This window comes from Sorangium sp. So ce834 (genome assembly GCF_051521425.1).
Taxonomy (GTDB): Bacteria; Myxococcota_A; Polyangia; order Polyangiales; family Polyangiaceae; genus Sorangium; species Sorangium cellulosum_D.
Genome location: NZ_CP150351.1, coordinates 12,607,720 through 12,621,293 on the forward strand (window position 1 = coordinate 12,607,720; position 13,574 = coordinate 12,621,293).

The window sequence follows — 13,574 nt, forward strand, 5'->3', positions numbered from 1 at the left end:
GGCGCGCTGACTCGCGCCCTCGCGCGCCCTCGCGCGCTTGCCCATGGAACTTCGAACGCACGGATCTTTCATGTCGCACACCACGGACACGGGCGGCGCGCCGGCGCGGCCGAACGAGGGCTCGATTCACGACTGGCTGCGCGCGACGCTCGGCGAGCTCCTCGGGGTGCCGCCGGCCGAGGTCGATTTCGGCGTTCGCTTTCGTGAGCTCGGGCTCGCCTCTCTCCAGGTCACGACGCTCGTCGCCCGGCTGTCGGCGCACCTCGGACGCACGCTCGCGCCGACGTTGCCTTGGCAGCACCCGACCCCGAGCGCCCTCGCGCGGCACCTCGAAGGCGCGACGCTCGATGAACACCCGCACGCGGCCGACGGGGCGAAGGCGCGCTCGCGCGGCACGAGCGCGCCCGCCGCGAACGAGCCCATCGCCGTGGTGGGAATGAGCTGCCGTTTGCCCGGCGGCGCGACGTCGCCGGCGGCGTTCTGGGAGCTCCTCTGCGAAGGCCGCCACGGGATCCGCGAGGTCCCCGCCGAGCGCTGGGACGTCGAGGCCTTCGTCCACGACGACGTCGCGGCGCCCGGAAAGATGACGACGCGGTGGGGCGGCTTCCTCGACCGGGTCGACGGCTTCGATCCTGGATTTTTCGGGATGTCGCCGCGCGAAGTGCAGCAGATCGACCCCCAGCAGCGCCTCGTCCTCGAGCTTGCGTGGGAGGCGATCGAAGACGCGCGCGTCGATCCGGTCCGCCTCCGAGGTCGCGACGTCGGAGTCTTCGTCGGCGCGATGGGCAGCGACTACGCGAAGCTCACCGCGACGGAGCCGCGCCTCATCGATCAGCACACGGCGCCGGGCGTCGACACGTCGATCCTCTCGGGGCGCGTGAGCTACCAGCTCGGCTTGCAAGGCACGAGCGTAACCGTGAACACGGCGTGCTCCTCGTCGCTCGTCGCGGTCCACCTCGCGTGCCAGAGCCTCCGCTCGGGCGAGAGCACGATGGCGCTCGCGGGCGGCGTGCACCTCGTCTTGTCGCCGCACGGCACCGTCGGGATGACGAAGTTCGGCGCGATGAACCCGGCGGGCCAGTGCCGCGCGTTCGACGCGTCGGCGAACGGGTACGTACGCGGCGAAGGCGGCGGCATCGTCGTCCTCAAGCCGCTCCGCGCGGCGCTCGCCGACGGCGACCGCGTCTATTGCGTCATCCGCGGGAGCGCGTCGAACAACGACGGCTTCTCGAACGGGCTCACGGCGCCGAACCCGAAGGCACAAGAGGAGATGCTTGCGCGCGCGTACGAAAACGCGGGCGTGGAGCCCGGCTCGATCGACTACGTCGAAGCCCACGGGCCTGGGACGATCCTCGGCGATCCCATCGAGGCCGGCGCGCTCGGCGCCGTGCTCGGGCCGAGCCACTCGGCCGATCGCCCGCTTCGCATCGGGTCGGTGAAGACGAACCTCGGCCACCTCGAGCCCGCGGCGGGGATCGCGGGGCTCCTCAAGGTCGCGCTGTCGCTGCATCACGGCCTCTTGCCCGCGAGCTTGAACTACGAAGCGCCGAACCCGCACATCGCGTTCGACGCGTGGCGCCTCGCGGTGCAGACGCAGCTCGACGCTTGGCCGTCGTCAGGCGGGCCCGCGCGCGCGGGGATCAGCTCGTTCGGCTTCGGCGGGACCAACTGCCACGTCGTGGTCGAGGAGGCGCCCGGGAGCCGCGCGCTCCTCTTGCCCATCGGCGCCGAGAGCGCCGAGGAGCTGCGCGCGCGCGTCGCGGCGATCGTCCCCGTGGCGCGGCGCCTCCGCGGCCCGCGCGAGGCCGCGGCGATGTGCCGCCTCGTGGCGCGCTGCTGGGGTAGCGGCGGCGCGTGTCGCGTCGCGATCGTCGCGCGCTCGGCCGGCGAGCTCACCCGAAAGCTCGAGGAGGCGCTCGCGACGGAGGCCTCGCCTCTCCCGATCACGTCGCCGAGGCCGCGCCTCGCGTTCGTGCTGCCCGGGCACGGCTCGCAGTGGATCGGCATGGCGCGCACGCTCCTCGCGGAGGAGCCGATTTTCCGCGCGGAGATCGAGGCGTGCGACCGCGTCGTCCTGACGCACCGCGGTATCTCGATCGTGACGGAGCTGCTCGCGGACGAGGGCGCCTCGCGGATCGAGGACCTCGACGTCATCCAGCTCGCGCTGTTCGCCGTCGAGGTCGCCCTCGCGGCGCTCCTCGGCGCGTGGGGCGTCGCGCCCGAGGTGCTCATCGGGCACAGCTTCGGCGAGATCACCGCCGCGTACCTCGCCGGCGTCCTCTCGCGCGAGGACGCGCTCCTCGTGCTCGCCGAGAGATCGCGCCTCGTGCGCGACGCTGGGGCCGACGGCGGCGCGATGCTCGCCGTGACCGGCGCGGATGACGCGGCGATCGACGCGGTCGTCGCGCAGATCGAGGGGCTGTCGATCGGCGTCTACAACGGCCCGGGGTCGATCGTGCTCTCGGGCACGCGCTCGGCGATCGCCCAGGCCGAGGCGGAGCTCGCGCGCGGCGGCGTGCGGGTCGATCGCGTGAAGGTCAGCTACGCGTCGCACAGTCCGCAGATGGATCCGCTCGTCGCGCCGCTGCGGGCGTGCCTCGACGCGGTCTCGCCGCGCCCCGCGCGCGTGCCGCTCCGCTCGACGACGCGCGACGCATGGCTCGCGGGCCCCGAGTGCGGCGCCGACCACTGGGCGCAGAACCTGCGCGCTCCCGTGCTCTTCCGACGAGGGATCGAGGCCATCGCGCGCGAGGCGCCGACGGTGTTCGTCGAGCCGAGCCCGCACCCGGTGCTCGTCAAGTCCATCGAGCGCACGGTGCAGGCGTGCGGCGCGAGCGCTCGAGCGCTCCCGTTGTGCTTTCGCGGCGAGGACGAACGCGAGGGCCTCTACGCCTGCCTGGCGGCGCTCTTCGCGCTCGGCTTCCAGCCGGCGTGGGGCGCGGCGCTCGGGCGCGGCGAGGCCGACGCGCTGGCCCCCGCAGCGGAACGCGCGCTCGCCGACGTCCTTGGCGCGCCGCTCGGCGCGGACCGTGGGGCGCCTGACAGGCCGCCCGCGCCGATCCCGTTCGTGCTCTCAGCGAAGAGCGACGCGGCGCTGCGCGCGCAGGCGGCGCGGCTCCACGCCCACGTGCTCACCTCGCGCGACCTCGCGCTCCCGGACCTCGCGTACTCGCTCGCGACGACGCGGACCGGCTTCGACCGGCGCGCGGCGGTCGTCGCGGACGATCGCGCCACGCTGCTCGCGGGGCTCGAGGCGCTCGCCGAAGGATCGGGGACCCGCGATACCGTCGTGGGTTCCGCTGTCCCCGAAGGCGGGATCGTCTTCGTCTTCCCGGGGCAGGGCTCGCAATGGGCGAAGATGGCGGCGGCGCTCCTCGACACGTCGGCCGTCTTCCGCGCCGAGATCGACGCGTGTGAGCGCGCCCTCGCGCCGCATGTGGACTTCTCGCTCCTCGCGGTGCTCCGCGGCGAGGGCGAGGCCGCGGCGCTCCTCGAGCGCGTCGACGTCGTCCAGCCGGTGCTCTTCGCCGTCATGGTGGCGCTCGCCGCGACGTGGCGCTCGATGGGCGTCGAGCCCGCTGCCGTCGTCGGTCACAGCCAGGGAGAGATCGCCGCGGCTTACGTCGCGGGTGCGCTCTCGCTCGGGGACGCCGCGAAGGTCGTCGCGCTGCGCGCGCGTGCCCTCACGCGGCTCGCGGGCCGCGGGGCGATGGCGGCGATCGAGCTCGGGGTGAGCGAGGTCGAGGCGCGCCTCGAGGGGCTCGTCGGCCGCGTGTCGATCGCCGCGATCAACGGCCCGCGCGCGACGCTCGTCGCGGGCGACAACGACGCCGTCGACGCGCTCGTACGCGGGCTCTCGGCGGCGCAGATCTTCGCGCGCAAGATCCGCGTCGACTACGCGTCGCACTCCGCCCACGTCGAGGCGATCGAGGGCACGCTCGTCGCGGGGCTCGCCGACATCGCGCCGCGCGCGAGCGTCGTGCCGCTCTACTCCGCCGTCTCGGGCGCGAGGCTCGACGGCGCGGCCCTCGACGCCGCGCACTGGTACCGGAACCTCCGCGAGACCGTCCGCTTCGAGGCGGCGACACGCGCGCTCCTCGCCGATGGCCATCGCTTCTTCGTGGAGGTCAGCCCGCACCCGGTGCTCACCCTCGCTCTCCAGGAGACCATCGACGCGTCCGGCGCCTCGGCCGCCGTCGTCGCGACGCTCCGCCGCGACGAGGGGACCGTCGCGCGCATGGTCCTGTCGCTCGCGGAGCTCGCCACGCGCGGGCGCGCTCTCGGCGCGAAGGCGCTCTTCGGCGGGGCGCGCCGCGTACCCCTGCCCACGTACGCCTTTCAGCGCGAGCGCTGCTGGCTCGACGCGCCGCGCGGCCCCGACGCCGACGTCAAGGCGGCCGGGCTCTCGGCCGCCGATCACCCGCTGCTCGGCGCGGCCGTCGCGGTCGCCGACTCGGGTGCGTACCTGTTGACGGGGCGCTTGTCGCTCGGGGCTCACCCCTTCCTCGCCGGGCACGCGGTGTTCGGCGCGCCGATCCTCCCGGGCACCGCGTTCCTCGAGCTTGCGCTCGTCGCCGCGCACGGCGTGGGGCTCGACCGCGTCGAGGAGCTCACCCTCGAGGCGCCGCTCGCGCTGCCCGCGACCGGAGGCGTCGCCGTGCAGATCCACGTCGGACCGCCCGACGCGCGCGGCGCGCGGTCGTTCGCGTTGCACGCGCGCGACGACGCCGCCGCGCCCGACGCGCCCTGGACGCGAAACGCGCGCGGGATCCTCGGCGCGCGCGCTGCCGCGCCCGCGGTCGACCTCGGCGAGTGGCCGCCGCCCGGGGCCGAGCCGATCGCGATCGACGGGCTCTACGATCGCCTCGCCGAGGCGGGGCTCGCGTATGGGCCTGATTTTCGAGGGCTGCGCGGCGTGTGGAGGCGCGGTGCCGAGCTCTTCGCCGACGTCGCCCTCCCCGACGCGGCGGCGCGCGAGGCGCCTCGCTTCGCGCTCCACCCGGCGCTCCTCGATGCGGCGCTCCACGCGCTCTTCGCCGAGGACGCGTCGAGAGGCGACGCGCGCGTGCGGATGCCGCTCTCGTGGTCGGGCGCGTCGCTCGACGCAGTGCACGCCTCGTCGCTCCGCGTGCGCTTCGCGCCACGAGCGGACGACAGCGTGTCGCTCGCGATCGCGGACGCCGAAGGGAACCCGCTCGCGTCGATCGACGCGCTCGCGATGCGCGCCGCGTCGGAAGGGGCGCTCCGCTCTGCGCTGCGCGCGCACGCCGAGACGCTCTACTGCGTGACGTGGACCGCGGCGCCGGGCGACGCCGGCGTCACCGATCCGCGCGGCGCGTGGGCGCTCGTGGGGAGCGACGTCGCGCTCGCGGAGGCGCTCGGATCGCGCGCGCACGTGACGACGTACGCCGATTGGGCGACGCTCGCCGACGCGCTCGCGGGCGGCGCCCAGCCGCCGGTCGCCATCGTCGTCCGCTGCGCTTCGCACGACACGACGCGCGACGTCGCCGCAGCGGCGCACGACGCGACGGCGCGCGCCCTCGCGCTCGTCACGGCGTGGCTCGCCGACGAGCGCCTCGCGACGTGCGCGCTCGCCGTCGTCACCGAGAGCGCCATCGCGACGCGCGCCGGCGAGGACGTCGCGGACCTCGCGCACGCGCCGCTCTGGGGGCTCCTCCGAACGGCGCAGACCGAGAACCCGGACCACGCGCTCGTGCTCGTCGACGTCGACGATACGATCGCGTCGCGCGGCGCTCTCGCCGGGGCGCTCGACGCGGCCCTGGCCGCGGGCGAGCCGCAGATCGCGCTCCGCGAGGGCCGGCGCCTCACGCCGAGCCTCGCACGCGCGGGCCGCGGGGAGGTCGCGGCTCGCCGCGCGCTCCCCGCGGACGGGACCGTCCTCGTCACCGGCGGGACGGGCACGCTCGGCGCGCTCTTCGCGCGTCACCTCGTGCGGGAGCACGGGGCCGCGCATCTGCTCCTCACGTCGCGGAGCGGTCGCGCCGCCCCCGGGGCCGACGCGCTTGCGCGCGAGCTCGAGGCGGAGGGCGCCTCGGTGACGATCGCCGCGTGCGACGTCGCCGATCGCGCCGCGCTCGCGGAGCTCCTCGCGTCGATCCCGCGCGAGCGGCCGCTCGCCGCGGTCGTGCACGCAGCGGGCGCGCTCGACGACGGCGTCGTGACGTCCCTCACCGCGCCGCGGCTCGCGTCCGTCTTGCGCGCCAAGGTCGACGCGGCGGTTCACCTCCACGAGCTGACGCGCGAGATGGATCTCGCAGAGTTCGTCCTTTTTTCGTCGGTCGCGGGCGTACTCGGGACGCCAGGACAGGCGAGCTACGCCGCGGCCAACGCGTTCCTCGACGCGCTCGCCCACCACCGCAAGGCGCGAGGCCTCGCCGCGCTCGCGCTCGACTGGGGCTACTGGGCCGAGCGGACCGGGCTCACCGCGCACCTCGGCGACGCGGACCTCGCGCGGCTCGCGCGCGGCGGGCTCCGGCCGCTCGCGAGGGACGAAGGGCTCGCGCTCTTCGACGCCGCCCTCGGCCGCGCGGAGGCCGCCCTCGTGCCCGCGTCGTTCGACGTGGCCGCGCTCCGCGCGCGGGGGGGCGGGCCGCTCCTCCGGAGCCTCGCCGGCGCGAAGGACGCTCGTCCCGTCGCGGCGAACGCGAAGACCGCAGCGACGCTCGCGCAGCGCGTCGCGCGGCTCTCGCCCGAGGATCGCGAGCGCGCGCTCCTCGACGTCGTGCGCCCGGAGATCGGCGTTGTCCTCGGGCTCGGGGCGTCGCGGGACCTCGACGTGCACCGGCCGCTCCGCGAGCTCGGGCTCGACTCGCTCATGGCCGTGGAGCTGCGAAATCGGCTCGCGGCGGCCGCGGGGCTGCGCCTCCCGACGACGCTCCTCTTCGATCATCCCACGCCGGCCGCGCTCGCGCGCTTCCTCGCGGGCGAGCTCCTCGGGGGCGGCGAGGCGCGCGACGTGTCGCGCGCGCGCGCGCCGTCGACCGGCGACGCGATCGCCATCGTGTCGATGAGCTGCCGCTTCCCCGGCGGCGTGTACACGCCGGAGGATCTCTGGGCGCTCCTGCGCGACGGGCGCGACGCGATCGCCAGCTTCCCCGAAGGGCGCGGCTGGGACACGGGCACGCTGTACGATCCGGACCCTGACGCGCTCGGGAAGAGCTACACGCGGCAAGGGGGCTTCCTCTACGACGCGGACTGCTTCGACCCTGGGTTCTTCGGGGTGAGCCCGCGCGAGGCTCTCGCGATCGATCCCCAGCAGCGCATGCTCGTCGAGACCGCCTGGGAGGCGATCGAGCGCGCCGGGATCACGCCCGCGTCGCTCCACGGGACGGACACGGGCGTCTTCGTCGGCGTGATGTACGGCGACTACGGCGGGCGCCTCGCGCAGGCGCCGTGCGAGCTCGAAGGTTACGTCGTCACGGGCAGCGCGGCGAGCGTCGCATCGGGCCGGATCGCGTACACGCTCGGGCTCGAGGGGCCCGCGGTCACCGTCGACACGGCGTGCAGCTCGTCGCTGGTTGCGCTCCACCTCGCGTGCAAGGCGCTCCTTCAGGGCGAGTGCGCGCTCGCCCTCGCGGGCGGCGTGACGGTGATGGCGACGCCGGCAACATTCATCGAGTTCAGCCGGCTGCGCGCCGTCGCGCCCGATGGGAGATGCAAGTCCTTCTCGGCCGACGCGAACGGCGCCGGGTGGAGCGAAGGCGCGGGCATGCTGTTCCTCGAACGCCTCTCGGACGCCCGACGAAACGGGCATCCCGTGCTCGCCGTGCTGAGCGGCTCGGCGGTCAACCAAGACGGCAAGAGCCAGGGGCTCACGGCGCCGAACGGGCCGGCGCAGGAGCGCGTCATTCGGATGGCGCTCGCGCAAGCGGGGCTCGCGCCGCGCGACGTCGACGCCGTGGAGGCGCACGGCACGGGCACGACGCTCGGCGATCCGATCGAGGCGCGGGCGATCATGGCGACCTACGGGGAGGGACGCCCGAGCGACCGGCCGCTCTTGCTCGGGAGCCTCAAGTCGAACATCGGCCACACGCAGGCGGCCGCGGGCGTGGCCGGCGTCATCAAGATGGTGCTCGCGCTCGAGCACGGCGAGCTCCCGAAGACGCTCCACGCGGCGCGACCGTCGCCGCACGTCGACTGGTCGGCGGGGACAGTTCGCCTCCTGACCGAGGCGGCGCCGTGGAGGCCGAACGGGGTTCCTCGGCGCGCGGGGGTGTCGTCGTTCGGGATTTCGGGCACGAACGCGCATGTCATCATCGAGGAGGCGCCGGGGGACGCGGACGCCTCCGCAAGCGCGCCGACGGCGGAGGCGGCTCCCGGGCGCGAGCTGCCGTTCGTGCTGTCGGCGAAGACGGAGGCGGCGCTCCGCGCGCAGGCCAGACGCCTCCACGCCCACGTCGCCGCGAACGGCGAGCTTTCGCTCGCCGACCTGGGGTTTTCCCTTGCGACCACGCGGTCGCATTTCGACGAGCGCGCCGCCGTCGTCGCATCCGACCGCGACGCGCTGCTTCACGGGCTCGACGCCCTCGCGCGCGGAGAGCCCGCGCCCGAGACCGTCGCTGCGTCGACAGTTTCCTCGGGGAAGCTCGTCTTCGTCTTCCCCGGACAGGGCTCGCAGTGGCCCGAGATGGCCTCCGCCCTGCTCGACTCCGAGCCCGTCTTCCGCGAGCAGCTCCTCGCCTGCGAGGGCGCCCTCGCCCCGCACGTCGACTGGTCGCTGCTCACCGTCTTGCGTCACGGCCGCGACGGCGACGCATCCCTCGACCGCGTCGACGTGGTCCAGCCCGTGCTGTTCGCGGTCATGGTGGCCCTCGCCGCCATGTGGCGCGCGACGGGTGTCGAGCCCGACGCCGTTGTCGGACACAGCCAGGGCGAGATCGCCGCCGCGTACGTCGCGGGCGCGCTCTCGCTCGAAGACGCCGCCAAGGTCGTGGCGCTCCGCGCCCGCGCCATCACCAGGCTCGCCGGACGCGGGGCCATGGCGGCCATCGAGCTGCCCGCCAGCGAGCTCGACCGCCACCTGGATGGGCTCGACGGCCGCGTCGGCATCGCCGCCATCAACAGCCCGCGCACCACGCTCGTCGCCGGAGACGTCGCCGCCGTGGACGCGCTCGTCGGCACCCTCTCCGCCGCCCAGATCTTCGCCCGCAAGGTGCGCGTCGACTACGCCTCGCACTCCGAGCACGTGGCCGCCATCGAGCAGGAGCTGCTCGGCGACCTGCACGGCATCAGCCCGCGCGCCAGCGCCCTGCCCATCTACTCCGCCGTCACCGGCGAGAAGCTCGATGGCCAGGCGCTCGACGCGGCGCACTGGTACCGAAACCTACGCCAGACCGTCCGCTTCGAAGACGCCACGCGCGCTCTGCTCGCCGACCAGCACCGCTTCTTCGTCGAGGTCAGCCCACACCCCGTGCTCTCCCTCGCCGTGCGCGAGACCATCGACGACGCCGGCCTTTCGGCCGCCGTCGTGCCCACGCTCCGGCGCGACGAAGGGCACCGCGCGCGCTTTCTGCTCTCGCTCGCCGAGCTGCACGCGCGGGGGCACCGCGTGGTGTGGAGCGCCCTGTTCGACGCCCATCGACCCCGCCGCGTCCCGCTGCCCACGTACGCGTTCCAGCGCGAGCGCTTCTGGCTTGATGCCCCTCGCGCCCGCGCCGACGTCGCCGCCGCCGGGCTCGCGTCCGCCGAGCATCCGCTGCTCAAGGCCTCGGTCGCGCTGGCGGGCTCCGACGGGTACCTGTTCACCGGACGCCTCTCGCTGGCCGAGCACCCGTGGCTGGCGGGGCACGCGGTCTTCGGCGAACCCATCCTCCCAGGCACCGCCTTCCTCGACCTCGCGCTCGCGGCCGCACACCGCGTCGGCCTCGATGCCGTCGACGAGCTCACCCTCGAAGCCCCCCTCGCGCTCCCCGCGACCGGCGGCGTGGTCGTGCAGATGGCGCTCGGGGCCACCGACGACGACGGGCGGCGCTCGCTCACCGTGCACGCGCGGCCGGACGACGCGGGCGACGACGCGGCGTGGACGCTCCATGCGCGCGGTCAGGTCGGATCGCGAAGCGCGCGCGCCGATGCGGCGACAGCGTATGACCTCCGTGCGTGGCCGCCGCCGGGGGCCGTCTCGGTCGCAATCGATGCGCTGTACGATCGCCTCGCGCGCGCCGGGCTCGCGTATGGGCCGGATTTCCGCGGATTGTGCCGCGTCTGGCGGCGCGGCGACGAGCTCTTCGCCGAGGTCGTGCTCCCGGAGGCGACGGCGCGTGACGCCGCGCGGTTCGGCGTCCATCCGGCGCTCCTCGACGCCGCGCTCCACCCGCTGCTCCTCCAGGTCGGCGACGCCACGGGGGTCGTCATGCCGTTCGCGTGGAGCGGCGCCGTACTTCACGCGGTCGGCGCGTCGACGCTGCGCGTGCGTCTCGCGCGACGCGGCGGCGGGGACGGCGCGAGCGCGGACGAAGGCGCGAACGCGACGATATCGATCGACGTCGCCGATGCGGCGGGCGCGGCGGTCGCGACGATCGAGGCGCTCGCCGTCCGCGCCGTCTCGAAGGGAGCGGCGGCGCGGCGCGGCGCGCGCGAAGACGCGCTCTTCCACGTCGCGTGGACCGAGCTCGCGCGCGCGGCCGACGAGCGCGGCGCGGGCTTCGCGCCGGGGGCACCTTGGGCGATTCTCGACGACGGCCGCGCGTTCGCGCGGGCGCTCGCTGGCGCGGTCGGCTCGGACGCGACGAGCTACGACGACGTCGGCGCGATCGCGGGCGCGCCCTCCACGCGACCCGCGCCCGCCGTCGTGATCGCGCCGTGCGCCGACGACGCGGCGAACGCGGACGCGCGCGGCATCGTCGAGGCCGCGCACGTGGCCACGGCGCGCGCGCTCGCGCTCCTTCACGCGTGGCTCGCGGAGCCGCGCCTCGCGACGTCGGCGCTCGTCATCGTCACGCGCCACGCCGTCGCGACGTCCGCCGACGAGGACGTCAAAGACCTCGCGCACGCGCCTGTGTGGGGGCTCGTGCGCGCGGCGCAGACGGAGCATCCCGATCGCGCGATCGTGCTCGTGGACATCGATGGCGGCGACGCGTCGCTCTCCGCCCTCGCGACGGCGCTCGACGTGAGCGAGCCGCAGCTCGCGCTGCGCGAGGGGCGGCGGCTGGTTCCGCGCCTGGGTCGGCTGGGCGGCGACGACGCGCTCGTGCCGCCGAGCGCGGCGGCGTACCGGCTCCACGTCGCGGCCAAGGGCACGATCGAGAGCCTCGCGCTGGTGCCCCACGAGGAGGCGACGAGGCCGCTCGCCGAGGGGCAGATTCGCGTCGCGGTGCGGGCGGCGGGGCTGAACTTCCGCGACGCGCTCGACGCGCTCGGCATGTACCCCGGCGACCCCGGGCCCCTCGGCGCCGAGGGGGCAGGCGTCGTCCTCGAGGTCGGCCCGGGCGTGACGGAGCTCGCCCCAGGCGACCGCGTGATGGGCCTGCTCAGCGCGGCGTTCGGGCCCATCGCGCTCGCCGATCACCGCATGGTGAGCCGCATCCCCGCGGGGCTGTCGTTCGTCGAGGCGGCGAGCATCCCGGTCGTCTTTCTGACCGCGTACTACGGCCTGGTCGATCTCGGCCGCCTCCGCCCCGGCGAGCGCGTGCTGGTTCATGCCGCCGCCGGTGGGGTCGGCATCGCCGCCGTCCAGCTCGCCCGCCACCTCGGCGCAGAGGTCTTCGCCACCGCGAGCCCGCCCAAGTGGGCCACCCTCCGCGCCCTCGGCCTGGACGACGACCACATCGCCTCCTCGCGCTCGGCCGACTTCGAAGCGCACTTTCGCCGCACCAGCGGCGGGCGCGGGGTCGACGTGGTGCTCGATTCGCTCGCCCGCGAGCTGGTCGATGCCTCGCTGCGCCTGGTCGCCCTCGCGCCCGACGGGCGCTTCGTCGAGATGGGCAAGAGCGACGTCCGCGACCCTCTGGCCGTGGCCGCGTCGCACCCGAGCGTCGCGTACCGCGCGTTCGACCTCGCCGAGGCGGGCCCCGAGCGCATCCAGGCGATGCTCGCCGAGCTGGTCGCCCTGTTCGAGCGCGGTGTTCTGCGCGTGCCGCCCATCACCCCGTGCGACCTCCGCCGGGCGCCGCAGGCCTTCCGCGCCCTGGCCCAGGCCCGCCTCGTGGGCAAGGTGGTGCTGACCATCCCGCGCGCCCTCGACCCGCGCGGCTCCGTCCTCGTCACGGGAGGCACCGGCACCCTCGGCGCGCTGGTGGCGCGCCACCTCGTCCAGCGGCACGGCGTGCGCAGCCTGGTGCTCTCTTCGCGACGAGGCCCGGCCGCGCCCGGCGCGGACGACCTCCGCCGCGAGCTCGAAGCCGCAGGCGCCTCGGTCGCGATTGTGGCCTGCGACGCGGGCGATCGCCTGGCGCTCGAGCGCCTGCTCGCCGGCATCCCCGCCGACCGCCCCCTCACCGCCGTCGTCCACGCCGCCGGGACCCTCGACGACGGCGTCCTCACCTCGCTCACCCCAGAGCGCCTGCGCTCCGTCATGAGCGCGAAGGTCGACGCCGCCGCGCACCTCGACGAGCTCACCCGCCCGCTCGATCTGTCCGCCTTCGTCCTCTTCGCGTCGGTCGCCGGCGTGCTCGGGACGCCGGGGCAGGCGAACTACGCCGCGGCGAACACGTTCCTCGACGCGCTCGCGCACCAGCGGCGGTCGCGCGGCCTGCCCGCGGTGTCGCTCGACTGGGGGTACTGGGCCGAGAGGACCGGGCTCACGGCGCATCTCGCCGAGACCGACGTCGCGCGGATGGAGCGCATCGGGCTTCGCCCGATGGCGTCGGACGTGGGGCTCGCGCTCTTCGACGCCGCGCTCGCGCATGTCGACGCCGCGCTCGTCGCGGCGCCGTTCGACCCCATCGCGCAGCGCGCCCACGCGGTCGCGCCGATCCTCCGCGGCCTCGCGCGGGCCGCAGCGCCGCGGCTCAAGGCCGCGACCAACGCTGCCTCGGAGGCCACGCTCGCCCAGCGCGTCCGCGCGCTGGCGCCCGCGGATCGCATGCGCGCGCTCGTGGACACCGTGCGCGCCGAGGTGGGCGTCGTCCTCGCGCTGCCCGCGTCGAAGGCCGTCGCGCCGCAGCGCCCCCTCAAGGAGCTCGGGCTCGACTCGCTGACGGCCGTCGAGCTGCGAAACCGCCTCGCCGCGCTCGCGGGGATCCGCCTGCCCGCCACGCTCCTCTTCGATTACCCGACGCTCGACGCGCTCGCGGCGATGCTCCTCGCAAAGCTCGTGGACGACGTGCCCGCGTCGCCTCCCCCGCTCGTCGTGGAGCTCGATCGCCTCGAGCACGCGCTCGGGACGCCCGAAGGGGACGACGGGACGCGCGCCCTCGTCGCGACGCGCCTGCGATCGCTCCTCGCGCGATGGAGCGTCGGGACACACGGCAACGGAACGAGCGCAGTCTCGAAGGATTTCGAGACTGCGACCGATGAGGAGCTCTTCGCCCAGTTCGACGCTGGATTCGGGGGACCGAGCCAATGAGCACGACCGAAGAGAAGCTGCGTGCGTACCTCAAACAGGCGATGGGCGAGCT

Annotated in this window: 1 protein-coding gene; it reads left to right on the top strand. The window is 75.2% G+C overall.

What is annotated here, in order from left to right; all coding sequences use genetic code 11:
- Positions 1-70 precede the first annotated feature (70 nt).
- Positions 71-13,522 carry an SDR family NAD(P)-dependent oxidoreductase gene (locus WMF20_RS46465; protein ID WP_437608158.1) on the top strand — a complete coding sequence of 4,484 codons (13,452 nt, stop codon included), beginning with the start codon at positions 71-73 and terminating at the stop codon, positions 13,520-13,522.
- The last annotated feature ends 52 nt before the right edge of the window (positions 13,523-13,574 follow it).